The sequence below is a fragment of the Rahnella sikkimica genome (genome assembly GCF_002951615.1).
Taxonomy (GTDB): domain Bacteria; phylum Pseudomonadota; class Gammaproteobacteria; order Enterobacterales; family Enterobacteriaceae; genus Rahnella; species Rahnella sikkimica.
Genome location: NZ_CP019062.1, coordinates 3,401,972 through 3,426,327, shown reverse-complemented (window position 1 = coordinate 3,426,327; position 24,356 = coordinate 3,401,972). Strand labels below are relative to the sequence as shown.

The window sequence follows — 24,356 nt, the reverse complement described above, 5'->3', positions numbered from 1 at the left end:
GTCAACGCTATTTAGGACGGGTCACAGATAAAAAAAGGGCCATAACGGATAACGTTACGGCCTTTTCAAAAGCTTCACTGACAAGGGTTGGTGCTATTGGCACCTCTCCTATCAAAGCGCAGACGTTACGTCTTACGCTTCTTCTTCCTCGTCACGCAATGGCACGATCAGCATGTCGATATGGACTGTGTTGATCAGCTGGCGCGCGGAGGACATCAGCTTGCTCCAGAAATCCTGGTGATGGCCACACAGCACGAGATCTACGCCGTATTTATTGATGGCATCGACCAGCACCTGCGCTAAATCACCGCTGCCGCTCAGGGTTTCCGAAATCGGGTAACCGGCGTTTTGCGAAAGCTCGTTCAGCGCGTGGTGCGTTTCTTCGGAAATACGTTTCTGCATATCGCCCAGGTTCACGTCAATCAGGCCGGTGTAAAGGTCTGAATAGTTCACGTCGACATGGATCAGGGACACCTTGGCGTTGTACGGACGCGCCATGGAGACGGCTTTATCGACCAAAACCTTGCTCTCAGGTGACAGGTCTACAGCGATAAGGATGTGTTTGTAAGCCATAAGAAAACTCCTTCCATAAGTCGGTTAATAGCAATATCAGCATCATGCGAATCTTATGGGTTAAGTATAGCCCCAAAATGGTTAAAGAAATCAAGCATACGGATCCCATTTCCGAATCTGACAAACTATAGATACAAATAATATGAACAGTTACAGATTCGTTTCCTACACTCAATAATGCAGGCTTCTCCTGCTAAAGCATTTTTCTGTGATAAGAAAAGAGGGCGGGCGAATCTAGCCTGGGGTGTGAAATCGCGGAAAGGCAGGGCGAAACGTCGGGTGTGCAGCAGATTTTGGGCGGCATTGCGCGGTGTCAGTTCGCCTTGAGGGGGAATCATGATCAGTCCCGTTGCGCTGTTTTGGGCTTTATGTTTTGTGTGTGTGGTGAATATGCTGCGTTATTACTCGTCTTTGCGCGGGTTGCTGGTGGTGCTGCGGGGATGTGACCCGTTGCTGTATCAGTATGTGGACGGCGGGGGATTCTTTACTTCCCACGGCCAGCCAAGCAAGCAAATAAGACTGGTTCGCTATATTTATGCTCAGCGCTATGTTGAACATCACGACCCTGAGTTTATTCGCCGGTGTGAGCGAGTTCGTGGCCAGTTTGTCCTGACGACAGCACTGGTCGGATTGATACTAACGAGCATGATCGCGATGCTGATCTGGTACTAAAACGTCTGAAATCGTTGTGAGGAATGTGTGAAAAAGGGAATAAAAAAAGGCGACCTGTTCTCAGAACAAGGCCGCCTTTTTTACCTCCGTGCCTGAGCACGCAGAGGTTTATCAGATAAGCTTCAGCGCAATCCAGTACAGCACGCCGGAAAGAACAATCGACACCGGCAGGGTTAAAATCCATGCCATCGCGATGTTTTTCACGGTTTTAGACTGAACGCCGCCGCCATCCACAATCATGGTGCCCGCCACTGCGGAGGACAACACGTGCGTGGTGGAAACAGGCATACCGGTGTAACTGGCCACGCCAATTGAAACCGCTGCTGTCATCTGCGCAGACAGGCCCTGTGCGTAGGTCATGCCTTTCTTGCCAATCTTCTCACCGATGGTGGTCGCCACGCGCTTCCAGCCAATCATGGTGCCCAGCGCAAGCGCCAGTGCAACCGCGATGATGATCCAGATAGGCGCATATTCAACGGTTTGCAGAATGTCGGTTTTCAGCTCGCCGAGGAAGCGTTTATCCGCCGCTGACGTTTCCGGCAGCTTAGCGACTTTATCGGCAGTATCAGAAACACACATCAGCAGACGACGCATATGGCTGCGTTCTTCCGGTGCCAGGTCGCTGTAAGACTGAAGATTGGTCAGCAGTGTTTGCGCGCGGCCAATCGCATCAAGCGCGTGGCTGCTGTCGCAATGGAACACTTTTGTTTCTTCAACAGGCGCGATATTCACGTCCGGTGCAGGCACCAGAGGCGTCTGCGCCACAACGTGCGGCACCGCATCAACATGCTGCGAATAGTACTGACCGAGGTGGGTCACGGCGTCACGGGTGCGAGCAATGTCGTAACCGGTCGCGCTCATGTTCACCACGAAACCTGCCGGTGCCACGCCAATCAATACCAGCATGATCAGGCCGATGCCTTTCTGACCGTCGTTCGCACCGTGCGAGAAACTCACGCCGATAGCGGACAGAATAAGGCCAATACGGGTCCAGAATGGCGGCTTCTTCTTGCCGTCTTTCTTTTCACGTTCTGCAGGCGTCAGGTGGATACGGGCATGTTTCTTATTCCCGCTCCAGTAGCGACGCAACAGGAAAATCATGGTGCCCGCCATAATCATCCCCACCAGCGGCGAGATAATCAGTGAGGCGAAAATGCCGATCATTTTCGGGATGTTTAACGCATCAACCACCGACGTGTGGGTCATCAGCGCGTTAGTCAAACCTACGCCGATAATGGCGCCGATCAGGGTATGAGAACTGGAGGCCGGCAGACCAAAATACCAGGTGCCGAGGTTCCAGATGATCGCCGCCAGTAACATAGAGAACACCATGGCAAGGCCATGCGCGGAACCTACATTCAGCAACAAATCGGTTGGAAGTAAATGGACAATGGCATAGGCCACGCTCAAACCACCGAGCAGGACGCCAAAGAAGTTAAATACCCCTGCCATCACGACCGCTAATTGCGAACGCATTGCCCGGGTGTATATGACGGTTGCTACTGCGTTGGCCGTATCATGGAAACCGTTAATGGCTTCATAGAACAGAACAAACAGTAACGCGAGAATCAATAACGAACCGGTATGAATATCCAACCCGGCAAATAGATGCAGCATAATTGTTACGCCAGTTAGTGGTCATGAACGCCGCGCATTATCTGCGAGAACAGGGTGATGGGAAAAGGAAAATATGACATTTTTTTGACTAAAAACAGTTCAATATTTGAGTTTGTTTCAAATAAATTTTTAAATATCAAAATGTTATTCCCTCTTTACGCTCTGAAACATTTACTTACGACGTTCAGAAAACCACCTCCCTGACTGGTTTAAGGGGCGTCTGTCCCTTACAATCCGCGTCGCAATGCGGTCAAAGCCCATTCGCACAGGGGTAAGCCCTGTCTAAAACGTAGCTGAAATTTCCGTAAAGAGAGGCCAAAAGTGGAACAGGTTGATGTGGTAGTCATTGGTGCGGGTGCGGCAGGCATGTTCTGTGCAGCGCAGGCCGGACAGGGTGGCTGCCGGGTTCTGCTGCTGGATAATGGCAAAAAAACCGGACGAAAAATTCTGATGTCAGGCGGCGGTCGCTGTAATTTCACCAATCTTTATGCAGAACCGGCGGCCTATCTTTCAGAAAACCCGCATTTCTGTAAATCCGCACTGGCGCGTTATACCCAGTGGGATTTCATTGATCTGGTCAACCGCTACAACATCGCCTGGCACGAGAAAACGCTCGGCCAGCTTTTCTGTGATGATTCAGCGACGCAAATTGTGGCGTTGCTGGATAAAGAATGTGAGCTCGGGAATGTCGATGTGCGCCTGCGCAGCGAGATTTCAGACGTTGAGAAAAGTGAAGATGGCTTTATTATCAGCGTGAATGGCTCAACTGTGAGCACTCACTCACTTGTGATTGCCAGCGGCGGACTTTCGATGCCTGGGCTGGGCGCTTCGCCTTTCGGTTATCGTCTGGCCGAACAGTTTGGCCTGAAAGTTTTACCGACGCGCGCCGGTCTGGTGCCGTTTACGCTGCACAAACCGCTGCTCGACCATTTGCAGACGCTTTCCGGCGTCTCCGTGCCCGCTGTGCTGACCGCGCAGGATGGCACCGTATTCCGCGAAAGCATTCTGTTTACGCATCGCGGGATGTCGGGTCCGGCGGTTCTGCAACTTTCCAGCTACTGGCAGCCTGGCGAGTTTGTGAGCGTTAACTTACTGCCTGATGTCGATCTGGCGGCGTTTCTTAACGCGCAGCGGCAGGAACACCCGAACCAGAGCCTGAAAAATACGCTGGCGATGCAGTTACCGAAGCGTCTGGTGGAATGCCAGCAAACGCTCGGACAGTTGCCTGACGTTACGCTCAAACAATTGAACGTACCGCAACAGGCTGAACTGGTTGAGCAATTGCAAAACTGGCAGGTTCAGCCAAACGGCACCGAAGGCTACCGCACGGCGGAAGTGACGCTCGGCGGTGTTGATACTAAAGAGTTATCTTCCAAAACCATGGCCGCGGCAAAAGTGCCGGGACTGTATTTCATCGGGGAAGTCGTGGACGTGACCGGCTGGCTGGGCGGATACAATTTCCAGTGGGCGTGGAGTTCGGCATGGGCGTGTGCGCAGGATTTGATTTCCCGACCGAAAGGCGCGAAATAGCCACATGACAGGGGGATTTAACTGTTTCTTCATTTTGCTCCCCCTGTTTCTGACATCCTGCGGAACCTTATCCGATATGCAGGTGAAGGAACAGCCCGATGCCGTGCGTAAGCTGGCCTGCACGGAGGATCTCGATGAAATGGTCAATGGCATCGTTCGCCAGTATCAGAATAAAGAGAAAGCCGCGGGCCTGGCGATAGGCATTATCAGAAATAACGGCGAGGCCAGAACCTGGGGCTTCGGCTACACCAATTCCACGAACCGCTACAAAATCGACGGAGAAACCCTGTTTGCTCTCGGTTCTGTCAGTAAAGGCGTGACGGGAGAAGTGGTGGCCGGGCTGGTCAATAAAGGTCAACTCCGCTGGGACGATAAACTTTCCGAGTTGCTGCCGAAAAACACTCCGCTGAGCGAAGACGCAAAAAACATCACGCTGTTGCAACTGGCGACGCACACCTCCGGTCTGCCACGACAAAACATGAATAAAGACATGCTGGAAAGCTTTCTCAGGTATCTCTACACCGGCGACAATTTCTATCATGAGCTGGACAGCGATTCCGTTGTCAACGATCTGTCCGGGTTTAAAAGGCCTGAGAAGCGGGAACCGCAGTACTCCAATTTAGGCTACGCTTTATTGGGCTACATTCTCAAACTGAAAACCGGCGAAGACATCCAGCAACTGTCTTATGATTTTATTTTCCGTTCGCTGAAGATGAATAACACCAGTTTTTATGCGACGCGCCTGAAAGACTATCCTTACCGTGCCATCGGGCATGCAGGCGATCAGCCGAAATTTATCCCACGTGGCGAAGTGGTGCCTGACTGGCATTTCTCCAATAACATGGTGGCCGCTGCCAGCCTGTACAGCAATGTCGATGATCTGCTCAAGTACCTGCGCGCTCATATTGATGGTTCCAGAAACGGCGATCTTAATCTGGCTATCAGCGCCACGGAAAAGGTGTATTTTCAGCGAAATATCGAAGCGGCCAATATTGCCTGGGTAACCGATCATATTAACAATCAGACCATTACCTATCAGGTCGGCTATATCGGGGGTTATTCCAGCTATATTGGTTTTGACAAAAAACATCAGAATGCTGTGGTGGTTTTACAGAACTCCTTTAACTGGAGTAATTACATTGGCCATGATCTCCTTTTGAGGATGGCTATGGCGGATGATTACCGTGGAAAGTGTCATTGATATTTTCCACATGAATGTATTAGGTTTTTGTTATCGACTCCCTTTATTTGAATGAGTATATTTACATATTGAAATTCAGAAAAAGTCATTGTTTTATATAGACATTATTTTTATTCTTCGCCTGTTTTGCGCTAAATCAGATATTTCTTTCCTCTAAATCATATAACCTGCGGGAAAATTATTGTGCCCATCGGGTCCTCTCTACCTTCTAAAGGCTGATTATGTTTACTCTTTCACGTAAAAAAGGTGCCTGCCTTGCGGGTATTCTGTTGCTCTCTGGCGCAGCGGTTGCAGAAGACACTGTTCCGGTTGTGACACCTGCTGTTACCGCAGAAACTTCCCCGGCAGTCGTTGAAAAACCGGCACCTGCCGTTGTTGCAGAACCTGCTCCGGCAAAACTCGAAAAGCCTGAGTCTGATAAGGCTGCCGTACCGGCACCTGCTGTTACTGAAACCCCGGCACCCCTGACGACGTTACCAACATCGGCCGCCACGGCCACTCCTGCCGTTAAAGAAGAACCGAAAGCGCCGGTGAAACCCGAGTTTAGTTTAAACAGCGAAGAGCAAAAACGCGCTTACGCCAGCGGTGTCGCGATGGCGCGTTATATTGAAGATCAGATCCAACAGCAGAAGGCGCTGCACATCACGCTGGATAAAAACATCATGCTGGCGGGTATCGCAGATACGTTTAATAAACAGGTGAAGATGAGCGATCAGGACATTCATGCCACGCTGACGGCGTTTGATGAACAAGTTAAAGTTCTGACGAAAGCGGAAGCCGATAAAAAAAGTGCGGCAGATAAAGCCTTCCTGGCTGATTTCTCCAAACAGGATGGCGTGAAGAAAAGCAAACAAGGTCTGCTGTATCTCGTTAAAAACAAAGGTCAGGGCGAGGCGCTGAAGGATACCGATACGGTTGAAGTCAGTTATCAGGGCAAACTGGTGGACGGCACAATTGTTGATGGCCCGCAGGTGGATAATGCTAATCAGATATTCCGCGTGGCCAATATGCCGCCGGTCCTGCGCGACAGCGTGAAGCTTATTCGCAAAGGCGGCGAGATTCAGGTAGTCATTCCGCCTTCCACCGTTGAAAACGCGGATAATAAGGGGCCGAACGTTGTTGTTATTTACACCATTTCGGTGGTGGATGTGAATAAAGCCCGGTAATTCGCATTAAAAAGAAAAGCGCCCCTTTTTGTGTATCCGGGGCGCTTTTTTTTGCTTTCGAATTTAGAAACCAGCCTGATGCACGGCGATATAGCGTTCGAACTTTGAGGGTTTCAGCTGGCTGAGATCGACCAGCACCAGCCCGTCGATGCAGTGATTGAACTCCGGGTCGCTGCCGAAATCGATGAACTGCACACCGCCGGTTTCGCAAAGTTCTGAATACTGCTTATACAGCGCCGGAATACTGCATCCGAGGTTTGCCAGCAGACGTTTCAGGCGCTGCAAGTCTTCCTGATAATCATCCCCGCAAAACTGTGCCAGCACGTCAGGTAGCGACGCCGGATAAGGGCGGCGCGACGTTGCCAGCGGCAGGGCGGGCGCGAAGTACAGGCGATAAAAGGCGACCAGTAAATCACGCGCGGCCAGCGGTAATCCGCCGGAGATTGACACCGGGCCAAACAGGTAACGCGTCTGCGGATATTTCGACAGATATGCGCCGATGCCGAGCCATAAATAATCGAGACTGCGTTTGCCCCAGTAAGCAGGCTGAATAAAGCTGCGCCCGAGTTCAATGCCCTGCGCCAAAATCGGATCCATCTGGTGGCCATACTGGAACAAACTCTGGCTGTAAATGCCGTTCAGACCTTTGCTGGCGACCTGCTCGGCGGTCGGGATAAACCGGTAAGCGCCGACGATTTCCAGCGCCTGCGGATCCCATAACACCAGGTGATAATAATCGTCATCGTAACTGTCGAGGTCACGGCGACGACCGCTGCCTTCACCCACGGCGCGGAAAGCAATTTCGCGCAGTCGCCCCAGTTCGCGCAGGATCGGGACGTAATCTTCGCCGTGGCGTCGATAGAGATAAATCATTTTGCCGTCGGGCGTTTTGCCCAGCACTTCACTGGCTTCCAGTGCGTGCTTCAGCACGGCCCGGTCTTCGGCGCGGGCAATGGACGTTTCCGTATGAAACAACTCAGGCTTTCCGCTGCCAAGACGATAAACGTGTTTTCGGAAACGCGCCGCCAGATCGCCTGCGGTCATTTGCCCGTCGTGCCAGCTGGAATAAGGAATGCGTGCGCCGATTTTCAGCGTCAGGCTGTTGCCGCGTTGCCCGAACATTTCGTGAACCAGCAATAAGGTGCTGAGCGGGCGGTAAATCATTGAGCTAAGATAAAACAGTGCGCTGTTGCTGCCGCCGATATGTACCGGCACCACGGGCGCACGCGCTTTGGCGGCGAGGCGGATAAAACCGGTGTGCCATTTGCCGTCGCGAACACCTTTCGAGCTCATGCGCGACACTTCACCGGCCGGAAACACAATCAGCACGCCCTGATTCGCCAGATGTTCCTGCATCTGCGTGACCTGATTACGGCGGGTGCGGTTGCCCATATTATCGACCGGGATCATCAGGCTGCCGAGGGACGTAACCAGAGACAAGATCTGGTTGGCCACCACTTTGACGTCAGGACGAACAGAGGCCACCGCGTGCAATAATGCCAGCCCGTCGAGCGTGCCGATCGGGTGGTTGGCGACGATAACGACCGGCCCGTAGCTTGGAATTTGCTCCCGATCGCGTTCCGTCAGTTCGCAGCGAATATCAAAATGCTCAAGCACCTGTTCGGCCATATCAATGCCCTTCAGATGCTGATGTTGTTCAGCAAAACGGTGGAATTCTTTTTCGCGGAACAGGGCTTTTAAGAGACGGCGTTGCCAGGAAGGGGTTTTATGCTGCGGGTCGAGATCCTGAAACAGGGTATCCATGCTGAACATAGGATGTCCTCCGGTTGAAGTCCTCTGAACATAGTCAGCCGGTGTGACAGTGATATGTCAGCAAAATGACAGAATAAGGAACCTGTTCGGCGTTGAATTATTTCCGTATAGTGCCCGCGCCAGACTATAGTGTGTAGATATACTTAACAATTCAGGGGATGGGCGTACAACATGGATAAAAACTCAGTTCCTGACTTCTCAACGCCTATGTCAAAACCGACCGAGGTGATAAATAAACTCATCGCGGCTTTTCGTACCGAGTCGACGGCCATTGAGACAAAGGGGAAAGGCTCTGTTATCGATTTGCAGCTCGCGAACGGAGAGCCAAGGGTTATTTTGGTTTTAGAGGGCGCGCTGAATATTTACCGGACGGCGGATAATTTGCGCTTTGTCAGAGCTGCCGCGCCTAATTTATTTGGAATGCAGGGCTCGCCGTTCCGCTACAGCCTGTATCAGTTCAGAAGTGAAAAAGGGGCTGTGCTCGAGTCTTTACCCTACTCCCGCGCAATGGAGCTCGTCGGCGAACGGCGGCTTTTCAAAGAAGTGCTGGATTTCCAGACGTACCTCAGCGACTTCCTGGCATACCGGACCAATTTGCTGATCAGCAAATCGACGTACCAGATCGTTTGTGCATTCCTTTTTGAATTAGAGATGATGCCGCCTGAGCAAAGGCTGCGTACCAGCGTGTTTAATTATATTCACGAGCATACTCACCTGGCCCGGAGCGGGGTGATGAAAATTCTGTCCGATCTTCGCCAGGGTGAATATATAGATATTGAGAACGGTAAACTGATTGCAATTCTCAAAAAATTCCCGCGCGACTATTAAAACGAATAGCAAACGAATCGGCGTATTTTACTCTTCTACGCAAATAACCCCTTCTTTCACCGTTTCGCTGTTTGATGTCATATGTCCGTCGGAAAAATAGAGATAATAGGCATTGTCAGCATCAACCCATTCTGTGGATGACCATACAACACTGGAACCCATTTTTGCGCCCTGCTGGCTGACATCTCCCCACTCCTGCCAGATGGAATTTGCGGGTATTTCACGCAATTCACTCCCCACTGATAACTGCTCTCTGGCTGGCATCGTATAACCCTGAGTTTCACACCAGTTTTTTGCATCCTGCCAGTTCATTTTGACGCTGCTGAAGTCAAAAAATTCCTTCGGATCAAATTTTATACGGGCAATCGCTTTATCATTCCTGGCCTGGATCGTAACCGGCCCCTTCGTGAGAAATGTAACAACGCCGTCCTCTGATACGGTTGCGACACTTTTATTACTGCTGGCCCAGATTATTTGCGATTCAGGGTTATCGGTTTCCAGCTGAACTTTCGCCCCGGCCCAACCGGTATTCAGGATGTTATCCGGGCTGACGGTTTTACTCTCGCTGGTTCCTGGTGCAACAATATAATCCGTGAAATTAACTGAATGGGGATTGACTGGCCCTTCAATAATATTATCGCCGTCGTCATAGGCGCTGACATCCGCCACCGTAAGCGCTTCGCCGGTGCGGGGAATACCCGTTTCAGTTTCAGGTTGTAAAGCTACGCCAATATTGCAGCCATAATCAGCGGAGGTAATCGTATAACTGTTAACTTGTGTCGCCAGAACGCGGGTGCCTTTAGTCGGATGATCGCAGGTCCAGACGACGGACGCTAACGTGGCATCGGCATCCCCCTCGTTATCCTGTAATTGCCAGGTTAATGCGACGATATCGCCTTCGTCGAGTTCGTCATTGTCGTCATGCTCGCTGATTTTTTTGAAATCAACTTTGTTGTTCTCTCCGGTATTATTTTTGATGACCGGAGGAGTGCCACGCAAAATACCTGTTGCTTCGGTCATCAGAATACCGGCCTGCGGTTCTGTTGCCTCTGCCTGACACTGCGTATTGAAGGCGATTAATATCAGGAGAGAAAGTCCTGATAATTTAAAATATTGTGAAAACATAATTTCATCCTGATTTTTGAGCAGTCAATGGCTCTGAGGATGTGAAAAGTTGAGCACTGTCGTGCCCAACTTTCCTGACGTAACGCTTTAGATAATCTGATTATTCTCCAACGTTAATTATTTCTTAACGGACTTAACGGCTTTTACTGATTTCAGTAATGGTGAGTAATCAACTTTCAGGCTGTAACCCTGAACACCGTCTGCGCCCGCTGTCGCGAAGACAGAAGTGGCCTGAGCATTCGTCGCAGGAATAACCAGATCTTTATTATTCGTTGCAGATACTGCGTAACCGCCAGCGGTATGCGTCGTGGCGCTGGTACCGTCGAAGACCCATTTGTAGGCGTAATTACTGGTTGCTTCAAGCTCGCCGGCATCCCAGATATGGTTATTGTTGACGTCATACCAGGTTTTGAACTGGTAAGTGTGGCCAACCAGCAGTTCGCTGTTGGCTTTACCAATCAGGTTAACGGTTGGTGCCGCAGAATCAGCAATCATCACGCCGATCGTACCGCCGACAACCGGACCATCAGGAATGTTATCGGTGGTGGTGTTGCCGCTGACATCCATGATCGAAATCAGTTGCCCCATTGATGGAATACCTGTTGAGGTTTTTTCAGTAATTTCAACACCCAGGTAGCGGCCTGCATCGGTTTCCTTCAACACGTATGAATCCTGACCGTCGCCGGCTAATTCCGTTTTATCGGCCCCTTTGCCGTCGCTGGTGGTGTACCACTTGATGGTCGCTTTACTGACGTCAATGTCACCTTCTGCGTCTTTAAACGTATAATTGAGGCTGATTTTATCGCCCGGAGACATCGCCTCGGTTGAGCCACTTTCGTGACCGTTCGAGAAAGACACGCTGTGATCGGTTTGTCCGCTTTCAGTGCCTTTAATGACAGGAACGGTACCGATCAACTGGCCGGCAGAATCTGTCATATCAGCTAAAGCAATGTGTGAGCAGCCGACAAATAACAGGCTGGCCAGAAGGGTTTTATTAAATCGTTTCATATCAATATCACTCTGTAAGTTTATATTCGGTTAATGTTTAAAACTGTATTTGTACGGGTTTAATTGGCTGAGAGACTCTTCAAAAGTTTCGAGCCAGCATCGGATAACTCAAAATCGACTCTCAGTTCAAATCCCTGAACACCGCTTTTTCCTGCCGATGCTAATACCGCAGTGGCCTGCGCATTGGTTTGCGGAATAACCAGGTTTTGGTTATCCGTATTACTGGCGGCATAACCGCCTTTTTCGCCTTGTGGATTCATTCCATCAAACAGCCATTTGTAATTCACCAGGGAAATAATCGGTGTCTTGTCTGTATCAGAAATCGTTTCCCGGTCTGTGGCATCCCACTGACCATTTTTATTACTGTCATACGCCACCCTGAATTCATATTCGTGGCCTAATAAAAGAAGGTTCCCTTTTGTTGCCGTCAGATTCACATCCGGGTTTTGTTTATCAACAATGGCCGTGACGATTTCTTTATTTCCGGCATTAAAATCCACTACAACCGGATTAGTTTGCTGATTTTCATTATTCTCCGGTGTGGCAATAAGGGAGAAAATACCGGGTAACGTACTGGCAATCGTCGATTTCCCTTTATCCGGTGCATTCACGTAATAAAGGCCGCCGGTATTCTTATCGCAATCCTCTTTTGACGCGTGGATTTTAATCTCGTGCTCATGGTTTTTATCCGAAACGGCATAAGCATGGAAATTCATGTTCAGGTTTTCGCCCGTCAGCGCCGTCGTTTCGCCTTGTAAACCTGAAACTTTCGCGCCACTGGCTTCCAGATCGACGGTATCTTTACCGTTTGCATTACGTTTCACGGCTTTATCGCTTTGAGGATCGTTGGTAATCGCCAACTGATAGCTGACCGGAGCCTCTGATACTTTAATTTTCACAATATTGGACTGTTTACTGTCGCCTTTATCATCGCTAAACGTGACCGCCAGATCGTATTCGTTGGCGTGCGGGTCTTTCGAACTGACCCACGCCGGGAATGTCAGCGTCCAGTGGTTATTGTTGCCGGTACTGATGTTGGATTTCGGCGACAGCGCCGGTAAGCCCAGTGTATTTTCGGCTGAATATCCACCGACCGGCACCCAGCGTGCCGACGCGATTTTACGGTGAGATTTAATATCGGCATTTAATGTCCAGTGGCAGCCTTCATAGGCCTGCGCCTGATCGGGGTCATCGGCCAGAATACATTGCGGTGCCGTATTCGTCGGTTTGAGGTACACATCAATATCGAGATCTTTCACTTCGCGATATTCCAGAACGATGTCGTTATTACGATCAACAAAGTCCATACGACTGCCTGCCAGTGTCCGCATATCGCTGACCGCCGAAGCGTCCAGCTGTTTAGAAAGCGGCGTACCGATATGGTAATCAACGCTGATATTGGCGGTCAGTTCACTCTCATCAGAATTCCCCTGTTTATACCCTGCGCCAATCGTCACTAAAGGCACTGGTGTATAATCCACGCCGAGCGTGACGGAAGAAGGATCTTCCTCAAGATTATCCGTACCGAAAAGCGCAACCTGGTCGCCATAATATTGTTCATAAACCAGCGAAGAACCTAATTGTGGATACGCTGGCAAATAGGTCTGGAGACGCACATCCCACCCTTTAGCCGGGCGCTCTTCGTAATTATCGAAGTCTTTTGACGTTTTCCATTGCGAGAGCGGAATATAATAATTCCCGCTGAGCTTTAAGAAATTTGTCCAGACTTCAGAACCAATACTTCCCCGGCGGTGACCACGACTGATGTCATAATCGTAAAAAGCATTTACGCCGAGCATCCAGTCTTTATTGACGTTATATCGAACGCCTGCGCCCATATTGGCGATATTGCGACCTTCTTTACTGTGCGCGGAAAACTGATTAAAAATTAATGTGCTTTCACCGGCGTACCAGGGAATTAAATAATCCAGTGATGAGCCGTCAAGGCTTCCGTCATCGCCGACATTCAGCGTGGTTTTAACGTGGCCGTAAGGAGAAAGCAGCCCTTCAATGTGCGACTGTGCGGCCTGCGTCGCCGTACCTTTTCCGTACTGATAAAGCTGGCTTTTCGTCCCTTCGACGCTCAGGTTTTGGAAACCCTGCTGCGCTTCGTTTGTTAAAATCTGCTCAGATTTTTTCCCGATACTTTGGCTGTCGTTTTCGGTGTTATTCGCCGGTGCCTTGTCTGAAAATACATCCTGGCTGCCCAGTGTAGGAAGGACGAAGCCTTCTTGTGCGCAGACAGGAAAGCTCATCAAAATACAAAAGGCGATCTTTATATATTTAAATGGCGTATGTTTTCTCATGATTTAATATAGGCTTTAATATGTTTGAATTTTGTCAAGTAATTAGATACGTACAAATATGGACGGTTTATTTACCCGAAGGTATTATTCGGGCGGTCATTATCTTTATTCTTGCCGGATTTACAATATCAACGCGCAGTAATATCTCCGAAATATAATGCCTGAAGTTAAATAAGTTATTTACTATCTGGTTGGTGAATGAATAATACCCCTATTCATTTTTATTTTGTATGTCCATAAATGGACGTGGTGTTTATTTCCCAAAAGGGCAGCGCGCTGGCGACCTTTTCTGCGTTTCTGGATTTATCACTGGAGATCACCGGCCCGCTGGCGGGAATGCTGATGGTGCAGGCCGGGATTGATTCGATTTATTGGGGGTGGCGTTGCGGGTGTTTATCGCGTTGGCGCGGGTTCTGCGGCGTTTACCGCGCTAAACACGCGCCAATGTCAGAACAGATTAAACGCCGTGGATGCGGCCCATGTGCAGCGTATCCACAAACTCGCCGTCGCGCATGGCGTAACACGGGCTGCGGCCTTCAATGCTAAAACCATACTTCTTGTACAACCCGATGGCGGCTTCGTTATCGGCGTAAACCGTCAGCTCAACGCGTTTCACATTCAGCCATTTGTCGCAGAGTTCCAGCGCGGCTTCGAGCAGTTTGCTGCCCACGCCCCGCCCCTGAAAGCCGGTATCCACGCCAACGCCGAAAGACGCGACATGGCGGCGTCGCCAGATATCTTCGACCATCAGCGTCAGGTTGCCGACGAGTTTGCCGTCAATACAGGCAACCAGCGCAAACCTGCCGGGAGACTGATTGGCCAGACGGCCTTCCCATAGGGTGCCGGGCGGATAAGGGAGCTGGAGGGTGTCGCTGTACACAGGAACCTGAGCGTATAGGTGTTGAAGCGCTTCGGCGTCTCGGGCTTCTGCGTGGCGGATGACTATTTCGCTCATGGCGACACTCCTCTTTTTGTGGTTACTGTTTGAATATCCTCTACATTTATCAGGAATTGGATAAGAGTCAATCGAATGTTGGGTGAAAAATAATGCTTTACAAGTGCGAATGATAATGATTATTATTGCCATGCGTTCCGGGGATGGCCTCACACCAAGGTCAAACGGGTCCCCATGAATGCACGACATTGCTCACATTGCTTCCAGTATTACTTAGCCAGCCGGGTGCTGGCTTTTTTTTATCCTTTTTTCCTTCATATTTCGCGCCGTGGATGCGTTGGCTGCGTGCGTTCACCCGAATCACATACTTATGTATGCTCATCGGGATTCACTTTCTTGCCGCCTTCCCACAACACGAACTATTTTGGAAAAAACCTTTTTTCATCTTGCCCACAACACGAACTATTTCGAAAAAACTCTATTTCTCTTTTCCAAATCCTTCTCATGTCTTCTACAAATCCTTTGGATTTAATCATCTGCGTTTGTTCATATTTTTTGAACAGAGGGGTGAAGTTTTTACGCTTTCTTATTCTCAGGCGTTGACTAGACTAGAGAAAACATTGAGGAGAGTTGAACATGATCTACTTACGTCAGGCACAAGAACGCGGTCACGCAAGTCACGGCTGGCTGGAAAGCTGGCATACCTTCTCTTTCGCCGATTACTACGATGCGAACTTTATGGGTTTCTCCGCGCTGCGGGTGATCAATGAAGATTTCATCGATGCGGGGCAGGGTTTTGGTAAGCATCCGCACAAAGACATGGAAATTCTGACCTACGTGCTCGAAGGCACCGTGGAACATCAGGACAGCATGGGCAACAAAGAGCAGATTCAGGCGGGTGAATTCCAGATTATGAGCGCCGGGACCGGTGTGACGCACTCCGAGTACAACGGAAACAGCGACCGTAAACTGCACCTTTATCAGATTTGGATCATTCCGGACAAAAAAGGTCTGGAGCCGCGTTACGAGCAGCGGATGTTTGACGCGCCGCAAGGCCGCCAGCTGGTGCTTTCGCCGGATGCCCGCGACGGTTCGCTGAAAGTGTTCCAGGACATGGAACTGTCCCGCTGGGCACTGAAAAAAGACGAACAGTCGGTTTACACCATCCAGGCTGAACGCCGCGTGTGGATCCAGGTGGTGAAAGGCACCGTGTCCATTAACGGGCAGAAAGCCGGGCCGAGCGATGCGCTGGCTATCTGGGATGAAACGGCGTTGTCCGTTCATGCCGACGAAGATAGCGAAATTCTGCTGTTTGACCTGCCACCGGTCTGATGATTTCTGGCACCACGCTAAAGGCGACTCCGGTCGCCTTTGTTGTTTTTGTCCCATAGTCCTTTTCCCCGCGTTTGCATTGCTGAATTTTTCGGCTTCGTGACGCCATTCACACCCGCAACAAATCGACCGGCAATTCTTTGACCCCCTTCGCACATTGCTTTGAGTTCTATGGAAACCGGTTTCCAAAGTGATTCAAATACCCTCAGCAAGAGAAACGGGCAGAACATAAATCATCTGGGAGTGAAGCAAAAATGAAAAGAATCATGCTTTGTTGTTCGGCGGGGATGTCGACCAGTTTGTTAGTTCGCAAAATGAAAGAGGTCGCGGCGCAGCGTGGCGAAGACGTGCAGATTGATGCGTTCGGAGCCAGTGAGTTTGACGAAAAATTCCGTGATTATCAGGTGGTGCTGCTCGGGCCACAGGTGCGTTACATGCAGGGCGATTTGTCGGCAAGAGCGGCGGAATTTAATATTCCGGTCGAAGTGATCAACATGATGGATTACGGCATGCAGCGTGGCGATAACGTGCTGGACTTCGCCTTCGGCCTGATTGCACAGGAAGGAAGCCGCGTATGAGTGGCCTTTATCAGGCGATGGTTAACGTCATCGAAAAGCACATCACGCCGCTGGCGGGCAGCGTCGGTCAGCAACGGCATGTGATTGCGATCCGCGACGGCTTTATCGCCGCACTGCCTTTCATGATTATCGGGTCGTTCATGCTGGTCTTTATTTTCCCGCCATTCTCGCCGGATACCACCAACGGTTTCGCGCGCGGCTGGCTGGATCTCTCGCTGAAATACCGCGAACAGCTGATGCTGCCGTGGTATCTGAGCATGGGCGTGATGACCTTTTTCATTTCCGTCGGTATCGGTGCGAGCCTGGGGAAATATTACAAACTCGACCCGATCATGACCGGTTTGCTGGCGTTTATGGCCTTTCTGCTGGTGGCCGCGCCCTATCACGACAAACAAATTTCAACGCAATACTTCTCCGGCGAAGGCATTTTTACCGCAATCCTGACGGCTATTTACGCCGTCGAAGTGTATGCGCTGCTTAAACGCCGCAATATTACGATCCGTCTGCCAAAAGAAGTCCCGACCGGCGTGGCACGCTCCTTTGAAATTCTGATCCCGGTTGTCGTGATTGTCGCCACGCTGCATCCGCTGAATCTGTTTATTCAGTCCACCACCGGCATGATTATTCCTGAAGCGATTATGCATCTGCTCGCGCCGCTGGTTTCCGCGTCGGACTCCCTGCCGGCGATTCTGATTTCGGTGTTTATCTGTCAGGTGCTCTGGTTCGCCGGTATTCACGGTGCGCTGATTGTTACCGGCATTATGAATCCGTTCTGGATGACCAATCTGGCGCTGAACCAGACCGCATTGCAGGCGGGCGAACCGCTGCCGCACATTTATCTGCAAGGTTTCTGGGATCACTATCTGCTGATTGGCGGCGTCGGCTCGACCCTGCCGCTGGCGATTTTGCTGTTGTGCAGCAAAGCCGTACATCTGCGGACCATTGGCAAAATGGGTGTGGTGCCGAGCTTCTTTAACATCAACGAACCGATCCTGTTCGGCACGCCGATTATCATGAATCCGGTGTTTTTCCTGCCGTTCACCCTGGTGCCAATGCTCAACGCCGTTTTCGCGTATACCGCCACAAAACTCGGCTGGGTCGCGCAAGTGGTGTCGCTCACACCCTGGACAACGCCTGCGCCCATTGGTGCGTCATGGGCCGCAAACTGGGCATTCAGTCCGGTAATTATGTGCCTGTTCTGTATGGTGTTATCAGCAGTGATGTATTACCCGTTCCTGAAAGCGTACGAACGTACGTTACTGAAACAGGAAGCGGAAAAGGCCGGTGCCCAAACGGCGGGTAACGCCGTACCGGTCAACAGTTAAAACGCAAAGCAACGGACAGCGAGGATGACGATGAAATACGCATTTCCAAAAGAGTTCTGGTGGGGCAGTGCCAGCTCTGCGCCACAAACGGAAGGTGAAGCCCTGAGCCACGGTAAAAGTGCGACGGTCTGGGATCACTGGTATTCGCAGCAACCGACGCGTTTTCACGGCGACGTCGGCCCGCAGGACACGTCGACGTTTTATAAAAACTGGCGCGAGGACATCGCGCTGCTGAAACAGCTCAATCACAACACGTTCCGTACGTCGATTTCCTGGGCGCGGCTGATCCCCAACGGACGGGGCGAAGTAAATCCGCAAGCGGTCACGTTTTATAATCAGGTGATTGACGAAATGCTGGCGCAGGGCGTGCAGCCGTTTATCAACCTGTTCCATTTCGATATGCCGATGGCGATGCAGGAAATGGGCGGCTGGGAAAACCGCGACGTGGTGGAGGCTTACGCAAAATATGCCGATACCTGTTTTGCGCTGTTCGGCGACCGTGTGAAGCACTGGTTCACGTTCAACGAACCGGTCGTGCCGGTGGAAGGCGGTTATTTGTATGACTTCCATTATCCGAATGTGGTGGATTTCAAACGCGCCGCGACGGTGGCTTATCACACCATGCTCGCGCATTCGCTGGCGGTGAAAGCTTACCGCGCCCGCCAGCAGGGCGGCGAAATTGGCATCATTCTCAACCTCACGCCGTCGTATCCGCGTTCGCAAAATCCGGCGGATTTGAAAGCCGCAAACATTGCTGACCTGATGTTTAACCGCAGTTTCCTTGACCCGGCGCTGCGCGGTGAATATCCGCAGGAACTGGTGGAGTTGCTGAAAAAACATGGCCAGCTTCCGGCATGTCAGGAAGGCGATGCGGCGCTGTTGCAACAGGGCGTGGTGGATTTGCTCGGCATCAATTATTACCAGCCGCGCCGGATCCAGTGCCGCGACAGTATGGTGAATCCTGAAAGCCCGTTCATGCCGGAATGGTTCTTCGATAACTACGTGATGCCTGGCCGCAAAATGAACCCGCACCGTGGCTGGGAAATTTACGAGCAGGGGATCTACGATATCCTCACTAATCTGCGCGAAAATTACGGCAATCCGCGTTGTTTCATTTCCGAAAACGGCATGGGTGTGGAAAATGAACTGCGCTTCGAACAGGCCGGGCGGATTGACGATGACTACCGCATCGAATTTGTCAGCGGACATCTGAAATGGTTACACCGCGCATTGCAGGAAGGCAGCGGTTGTCTCGGTTATCATATGTGGACATTTATCGACTGCTGGTCATGGATGAACGCGTACAAAAACCGTTATGGTTTTGTGCAGCTGGATCTCGCCACTCAAAAACGGACGGTGAAGAAAAGCGGCGAATGGTTTGCGAACGTGTCTGAAAACAACGGTTTCGATTAACAAAGGAACGGCATGGCAAACATAAACGACGTCTCGCGGCTGGCGAACGTGTCGAAAGCGACGGTTTCCCGTGTCCTGAGTGGCAGCCGCGGAGTAAAAGAGGAAAGCCGCCTGGCTGTCATGCAGGCGGTGGAAACGCTGCAATATAAACCGAGTGTGATTGCGCAGTCGCTGTCCACGCAGTCCACCGGCTGTATCGGCGTGATTTGCGCGGCAGAAAACATCAACCAGTCCACCGGTTATCTGCACGCGCTGGAAAAAGAGTTGCGACTGAACCAGAAATATTTGCTGCTCAGATTCGCCACGGATGCGGCGGGTCTGGCGCATTCGGTTAACGAAATCGGCAGAGGATTATGCGATGCGATGATCGTAATCGGCGCACGCTTTGAACTGCCGCCGTTGCCGGAAAACGTGATTACCATTGATTGTCTGGATGAAGATTCCGACCGCAGTATTCACTTTGACCGCAGCTTTGCCGCCGAAACCGCCTGCCAGTATGTGTTGCAGCAAGGGCGCAGGCAGATTGCGCTGATTAACGCAGAAAACGTCGAAACCGCCGGGCAAATCTTGCAGGGTTACCATCAGGCGCTGGAAAAATTCCTGTTGCCGTACGACCGGCGGCTGGTTCACAGCGGCGAACAGGCGCTGGCGCAGCTGCTGGCGCAAAACGTTCCATTTAACGCATTGCTGGTGCCGGACGATGCCAGCGCGCAGGACGCCCTGCGACAGCTCGCGCAACACGGACGCGCAGTACCCGGCAGCGTGATGGTTTTCAGCCTCGACAGCACGTTGCCGCCGGGGATATCGGCCGTTCCGGCCATCACGTATCCGCTGGAAAAGCTGGCGCAAACTGCGATGGCGCTGCTGGCCGGACAGTTTTCAGCGAACGCGGGCGCACCGGTGCGCGGGCAGCTTTCCATCCCTTTCTGACCCACGTCTCATGTCGCGCAGCAACGGATACCCGCCTGCGCGATTGTTTGCTACCATTACGCTCTGATCCCCTTAATCCAGTTCATTGAAAAACGTGAAGAAAAAAAGGCCCGTACTCCAGGATGTTGCCGACAAAGTGGGCATCACCAAAATGACGGTCAGCCGTTATTTGCGCAATCCCGAACAAGTTTCCAGCGCCTTGCAGGAAAAGATTTCGGCTGCGCTCGATGAACTGGGTTACATCCCAAACCGCGCCCCGGATATTCTCTCGAACGCCAAAAGTCGCGCCATCGGCGTGTTATTGCCGTCACTGACCAACCAGGTGTTCGCCGAAGTGCTGCGCGGTATCGAAAGTGTCACGGATATTCACGGCTACCAGACCATGCTGGCGCACTACGGCTACAGCCAGGAGCGCGAAGAACAGCGTCTTACATCGCTGCTTTCTTACAATATCGACGGCCTGATTTTGTCCGAACGTCATCACACTGCGCGTACGCTGAAAATGATCGAAGTCGCCGGAATTCCGGTCGTCGAGATGATGGACTGCGTCTCGCCGTGCGTGGATCTGGCGGTCGGTTTTAACAACTTCGAAGCCGCGCGGCAGATGACGCAGCAGATCATCGCGCACGGGCACCGGCATGTGGTGTATTTCGGCGCGCGTCAGGATGAGCGTACGATCATCAAACAGCAGGGTTACGAGCAGGCAATGCGTGAATCCGGGCTGGAGCCTTACAGCGTCATGACCAGCCGGTCATCGAGCTACAGCGGCGGCGCGGAATTACTGCGTCAGGCGCAAAAAGACTGGCCGCAAATCGACAGTATTTTCTGCACCAACGATGACCTCGCGGCGGGCGCATTCTTTGAATGTTTACGGCAGGGGTTGAGCATTCCGTCACAAATGGCGATTGCCGGTTTCCACGGTCACAACATGGGACAGGCGATGGAGCCACCGCTCGCCAGCGTACTCACGCCGCGCGAAAAAATGGGGCAGATTTCCGCCGAACGCCTGCTGGCGAGATTACGCGGCGAAGAAGTCGTACCGAGGATGGTGGATGTAGGGTTCACCATCTCGGCAGGCGGAAGCATCTAGTCTGCATGAGCCTGGTTTACTTGCCACTTTGAATCCGGGTGGTGCTCGTCCTCCTCACGTACTGCGTGTACGCTCCGGGGCCTGCGCTCCATCCGAATCCAAATTGGCTGCGACACCGACGGCTCAGCGGCGCGATTGATAGCCAGTTACTTCTGTAATGTTTTCAAGGCGGCTACGCAGCGATCGACCACCCCTTCAAATTGATGATCGATATTCACGCGCAGGACATCCGGCTCATCTTCGCCCGGTTCTTCGAGCGCATCGAACTGGCTTCTCAGTAAATCCGTCGGCATAAAATGCCCGGCACGTGCTTTCAGGCGTTCGGCGATCACGTCAAAACTGCCTTTCATGTAGATGAACACCATGCCTTCGTTGTCTTTACGCAGCGCGTCGCGGTAGCGGCGTTTCAGCGCGGAACAAACAATAATACCGGTTTCATTTTTATGGCGCAGGCTGTAAGCCGCGTCATTCAGACGTAATAACCACGGCGCACGATCGTCGTCATTCAGCGGTGTACCGCTGGCCATCTTTTGAATATTGGCGCGGGGATGAAGATCATCACCGTCGATGAATTTTGCGTTAATTTCACGGGCCAGTGCCGCGCCGACGGTGGATTTACCGCTGCCTGACACGCCCATCAGAATGATGCTTTGTCCTGCCATAAGTATGATCTCTATCCCAAAATGAACATTTCGACTGCGTAGTGAGTCCTAATATTAGCATGTTACCGGTATCATGATACCGGTAACAAATGGAGATGTGACTAATATCACAAAGGAATGCACTGCTGTTTTAGCGGTCGCGGTCTGTACCCGTTGCACTGTTAATTCCTACAACATGTTGAAAATTAAAAACAATGCGTCACCCCGCCTGGCCACGATGCCACGGTGACCGCATGAGGGGAAGAATATGCCAATAGTTATTGTAGCGGTGGGCGTTGCACTGCTGTTGTTACTGATGATCCGATTTAAGCTGAATGGCTTTATCGCGCTGATCCTGGTCGCTCTGGCGGTCGGGATTATGCAAGGTATGCCGGTCGATAAAGTCATTACGTCGATCAAAAACGGGGTAGGCGGAACGCTGGGCAGCCTGGCGCTGATCATGGGCTTCGGGGCCATGCTCGGTAAAATGCTGGCGGATTGCGGCGGCGCACAACGTATCGCAACAACGCTTATCGCCAAATTTGGCCGTGAGCACATTCAGTGGGCCATCGTGCTGACCGGTTTTATCGTCGGTTTTGCGCTGTTCTATGAAGTCGGCTTCGTGCTGATGCTGCCGTTGGTCTTCACCGTTGCCGCGGCAGCGCGTTTACCCCTGTTGTACGTCGGTGTGCCGATGGCGGCTGCGTTATCCGTGACCCACGGTTTCCTGCCTCCGCACCCTGGCCCGACCGCAATCGCCACCATTTTCCATGCGGATATGGGGAAAACCTTACTCTACGGTTCACTGCTTGCAGTGCCAACGGTAATTCTGGCGGGGCCGGTGTTTGCGCGCTTCCTCAAAGGTATCGATAAACCGGTGCCGGAAGGCCTGTTCAATCCGAAAACCTTTACCGAAGAAGAGATGCCAAGCTTTGGCGTGAGCGTCGCGACGTCTCTGGTACCGGTGATTCTGATGGCATTCCGCGCCGTTTGCGAAATGATCCTGCCGAAAGGCCACCCGGTTCTGGCGTACGCTGAATTCTTCGGCGACCCGGTGATAGCAACGCTGATTGCGGTGCTGATCGCCATCTTCACCTTCGGCCTGAACCGTGGCCGTAAGATGGAAGACGTCATGGCAACCGTGACCGATTCCATCAAAATCATCGCGATGATGCTGTTAATTATTGGCGGTGGCGGTGCGTTCAAGCAGGTTCTGGTCGACAGCGGTATCGAGAAATATATTGCAGCCCTGATGGATGGCAGCCACTTATCACCAATCCTGCTGGCGTGGTCTATTGCTGCTGTTTTACGTCTCGCGCTGGGTTCCGCAACCGTTGCGGCGATCACGGCAGGCGGTATCGCGGCTCCGTTGATTGCGACTACCGGCGTCAGCCCTGAGCTGATGGTGATCGCGGTCGGTTCCGGCAGCGTTATTTTCTCTCATGTTAATGACCCCGGCTTCTGGCTGTTCAAGGAATACTTCAACCTGAGCATCGTCGAAACCTTCAAATCCTGGTCCGTGCTGGAAACCATTATTTCCGTGTGCGGCCTGGCGGGATGCCTGTTGCTGTCGATGGTGGTTTGATACGAATTCACCCCTGATATGAAACAAAAACGGCGAGCCATCTGGCTCGCCTTTGTTATTTACAATATCTGAATGTGTCGCCGTTTTATGCAAATACGACTTTCAACGTACCAGTGACTTGCCGGGACTCAGCGATAACGATTTGCACATCCCGGCCTAACTTATTAAGACACTCAATCATCTTCGCTTCGCTAATCCCACGGAACTGACCACGAAGGAGTGCAGATACTTTCGGTTGAGTCATGCCAAAAAGCTTAGCGGCTGCAGCCTGAGTCAGGCGTCGGTTCTGCATAAGCTCGCCGATTTTCTGAGCAAGCTGAGCTTTAATAAGCATTTCTTCTGCATCGGATAAGCCGATGTCGGCGTAAACATTCCCGCTGCTGATTTCAACTTCAATGGGGTCTTTCATTAAATTTGTCCTCTTGCATGAGCTTCAGCAATTTTCAGACGTTCGTTGATCTTATCAATATCAGGTTTTGGCGTAGCGATACCACTTGAGGACTTTTTCTGGAAAACGTGTAAGACATACACTGCGGTGGCAATTTTCACGGTATAAACCGCGCGATAAGTATCACCTGACAGATCTTCCACAACTTCCAAAACGCCTGCACCTTTGTAGCCTTTCAACGGCTTGGCATGACAATGTTTGCTGCCTGTTTGCGCCAGATGCAGGGCGTAACCGAAAGAATCCTGAATATCTTCCGGCAATGACGCCAAATCTTTTTTACTGCTTCCAATCCAGAAAAGCGTTTTCATCCGTGTTCTCAT

Annotated in this window: 22 protein-coding genes and 1 pseudogene; 13 read left to right on the top strand and 10 right to left on the bottom strand. The window is 51.5% G+C overall.

Annotated features, from left to right (window positions below; translation table 11 throughout):
• Window positions 1-132: 132 nt before the first annotated feature.
• Window positions 133-573, bottom strand: coding sequence for a universal stress protein UspA (uspA, locus tag BV494_RS15870; protein WP_104923719.1), 441 nt, complete (start codon window positions 571-573; stop codon window positions 133-135).
• 336 nt (window positions 574-909) lie between these two features.
• Here uspA and uspB point away from each other — a divergent pair, with 336 nt between their 5' ends.
• Complete coding sequence (uspB, locus tag BV494_RS15865) at window positions 910-1,245, top strand: universal stress protein UspB (protein WP_104923718.1); 336 nt, start codon at window positions 910-912, stop codon at window positions 1,243-1,245.
• A 111-nt stretch (window positions 1,246-1,356) separates the two neighbouring features.
• Here uspB and pitA read toward each other — a convergent pair whose 3' ends face one another.
• Window positions 1,357-2,862, bottom strand: a complete 1,506-nt coding sequence (gene pitA, locus BV494_RS15860; protein ID WP_104923717.1) for an inorganic phosphate transporter PitA — start codon at window positions 2,860-2,862, stop codon at window positions 1,357-1,359.
• 321 nt (window positions 2,863-3,183) lie between these two features.
• Here pitA and BV494_RS15855 point away from each other — a divergent pair, with 321 nt between their 5' ends.
• From BV494_RS15855 to BV494_RS15845, 3 genes are all read left to right on the top strand, one after another.
• Window positions 3,184-4,392, top strand: a complete 1,209-nt coding sequence (locus BV494_RS15855) for a BaiN/RdsA family NAD(P)/FAD-dependent oxidoreductase (RefSeq protein ID WP_104923716.1) — start codon at window positions 3,184-3,186, stop codon at window positions 4,390-4,392.
• A gap of 4 nt (window positions 4,393-4,396) precedes the next feature.
• The gene (locus tag BV494_RS15850; protein ID WP_104923715.1) at window positions 4,397-5,593 is read left to right on the top strand and encodes a serine hydrolase domain-containing protein; all 1,197 of its coding nucleotides are present in this window, start codon (window positions 4,397-4,399) and stop codon (window positions 5,591-5,593) included.
• Window positions 5,594-5,814: 221 nt separating this feature from the next.
• Window positions 5,815-6,759, top strand: coding sequence for an FKBP-type peptidyl-prolyl cis-trans isomerase N-terminal domain-containing protein (locus BV494_RS15845; protein WP_104923714.1), 945 nt, complete (start codon window positions 5,815-5,817; stop codon window positions 6,757-6,759).
• Window positions 6,760-6,822: 63 nt separating this feature from the next.
• Here BV494_RS15845 and olsF read toward each other — a convergent pair whose 3' ends face one another.
• Window positions 6,823-8,532, bottom strand: a complete 1,710-nt coding sequence (gene olsF, locus BV494_RS15840) for a bifunctional ornithine lipid synthase OlsF (RefSeq protein WP_104923713.1) — start codon at window positions 8,530-8,532, stop codon at window positions 6,823-6,825.
• Window positions 8,533-8,703: 171 nt separating this feature from the next.
• On the opposite strand from olsF, the gene BV494_RS15835 reads away from it, so the two are divergent.
• Window positions 8,704-9,360, top strand: coding sequence for a helix-turn-helix domain-containing protein (locus BV494_RS15835; RefSeq protein WP_104923712.1), 657 nt, complete (start codon window positions 8,704-8,706; stop codon window positions 9,358-9,360).
• A gap of 27 nt (window positions 9,361-9,387) precedes the next feature.
• Here the strand turns inward: BV494_RS15835 and BV494_RS15830 are convergent, their stop codons facing one another.
• The 3 genes from BV494_RS15830 to BV494_RS15820 form a co-directional block, all read right to left on the bottom strand.
• Window positions 9,388-10,485, bottom strand: coding sequence for an Ig-like domain-containing protein (locus BV494_RS15830; RefSeq protein WP_104923711.1), 1,098 nt, complete (start codon window positions 10,483-10,485; stop codon window positions 9,388-9,390).
• Window positions 10,486-10,602: 117 nt separating this feature from the next.
• On the bottom strand, window positions 10,603-11,493 hold the full coding sequence (locus BV494_RS15825) for a SinI family autotransporter-associated protein (protein WP_104923710.1): 891 nt from the start codon (window positions 11,491-11,493) through the stop codon (window positions 10,603-10,605).
• Window positions 11,494-11,552: 59 nt separating this feature from the next.
• Window positions 11,553-13,748, bottom strand: a complete 2,196-nt coding sequence (locus BV494_RS15820; protein ID WP_192938017.1) for an inverse autotransporter beta domain-containing protein — start codon at window positions 13,746-13,748, stop codon at window positions 11,553-11,555.
• Between the two features lie 315 nt (window positions 13,749-14,063).
• Between BV494_RS15820 and BV494_RS26095 the strand changes: the two are divergent.
• Window positions 14,064-14,233 (top strand): annotated as a pseudogene (locus tag BV494_RS26095) (MFS transporter); the annotation flags it as partial.
• A 23-nt stretch (window positions 14,234-14,256) separates the two neighbouring features.
• Here the strand turns inward: BV494_RS26095 and BV494_RS15810 are convergent.
• Complete coding sequence (locus tag BV494_RS15810) at window positions 14,257-14,754, bottom strand: GNAT family N-acetyltransferase (RefSeq protein WP_104923708.1); 498 nt, start codon at window positions 14,752-14,754, stop codon at window positions 14,257-14,259.
• Window positions 14,755-15,330: 576 nt separating this feature from the next.
• Between BV494_RS15810 and BV494_RS15805 the strand changes: the two genes are divergently transcribed.
• The 6 genes from BV494_RS15805 to gntR all read left to right on the top strand — a co-directional run bounded on the left by BV494_RS15805 (window position 15,331) and on the right by gntR (window position 21,362).
• Window positions 15,331-16,026, top strand: coding sequence for a pirin family protein (locus BV494_RS15805; RefSeq protein WP_104923707.1), 696 nt, complete (start codon window positions 15,331-15,333; stop codon window positions 16,024-16,026).
• 254 nt (window positions 16,027-16,280) lie between these two features.
• Window positions 16,281-16,604 carry a PTS sugar transporter subunit IIB gene (locus BV494_RS15800; RefSeq protein WP_101077532.1) on the top strand — a complete coding sequence of 108 codons (324 nt, stop codon included), beginning with the start codon at window positions 16,281-16,283 and terminating at the stop codon, window positions 16,602-16,604.
• Window positions 16,601-17,929 (top strand): PTS sugar transporter subunit IIC, encoded by a 1,329-nt coding sequence (locus BV494_RS15795; RefSeq protein ID WP_104923706.1) that lies wholly within the window; start codon window positions 16,601-16,603, stop codon window positions 17,927-17,929. Before BV494_RS15800 ends, BV494_RS15795 begins: the two co-directional genes overlap by 4 nt.
• Window positions 17,930-17,959: 30 nt before the next feature.
• Window positions 17,960-19,342 carry a glycoside hydrolase family 1 protein gene (gene gmuD, locus BV494_RS15790; protein WP_104924818.1) on the top strand — a complete coding sequence of 461 codons (1,383 nt, stop codon included), beginning with the start codon at window positions 17,960-17,962 and terminating at the stop codon, window positions 19,340-19,342.
• A 12-nt stretch (window positions 19,343-19,354) separates the two neighbouring features.
• Window positions 19,355-20,272, top strand: coding sequence for a LacI family DNA-binding transcriptional regulator (locus BV494_RS15785; RefSeq protein ID WP_104923705.1), 918 nt, complete (start codon window positions 19,355-19,357; stop codon window positions 20,270-20,272).
• 94 nt (window positions 20,273-20,366) lie between these two features.
• Window positions 20,367-21,362, top strand: coding sequence for a gluconate operon transcriptional repressor GntR (gene gntR, locus BV494_RS15780; RefSeq protein ID WP_104923704.1), 996 nt, complete (start codon window positions 20,367-20,369; stop codon window positions 21,360-21,362).
• A gap of 146 nt (window positions 21,363-21,508) precedes the next feature.
• On the opposite strand, the gene BV494_RS15770 is transcribed toward gntR, so the two are convergent.
• Window positions 21,509-22,024 carry a gluconokinase gene (locus tag BV494_RS15770; RefSeq protein ID WP_104923702.1) on the bottom strand — a complete coding sequence of 172 codons (516 nt, stop codon included), beginning with the start codon at window positions 22,022-22,024 and terminating at the stop codon, window positions 21,509-21,511.
• A 247-nt stretch (window positions 22,025-22,271) separates the two neighbouring features.
• On the opposite strand from BV494_RS15770, the gene gntT reads away from it, so the two are divergent.
• Complete coding sequence (gntT, locus tag BV494_RS15765) at window positions 22,272-23,588, top strand: gluconate transporter (RefSeq protein WP_104923701.1); 1,317 nt, start codon at window positions 22,272-22,274, stop codon at window positions 23,586-23,588.
• 85 nt (window positions 23,589-23,673) lie between these two features.
• Here the strand turns inward: gntT and BV494_RS15760 are convergent, their stop codons facing one another.
• Window positions 23,674-23,997, bottom strand: coding sequence for a helix-turn-helix domain-containing protein (locus BV494_RS15760; protein WP_104923700.1), 324 nt, complete (start codon window positions 23,995-23,997; stop codon window positions 23,674-23,676).
• On the bottom strand, window positions 23,997-24,344 hold the full coding sequence (locus BV494_RS15755; RefSeq protein WP_101077525.1) for a type II toxin-antitoxin system RelE/ParE family toxin: 348 nt from the start codon (window positions 24,342-24,344) through the stop codon (window positions 23,997-23,999). Before BV494_RS15755 ends, BV494_RS15760 begins: the two co-directional genes overlap by 1 nt.
• Window positions 24,345-24,356 lie beyond the last annotated feature (12 nt).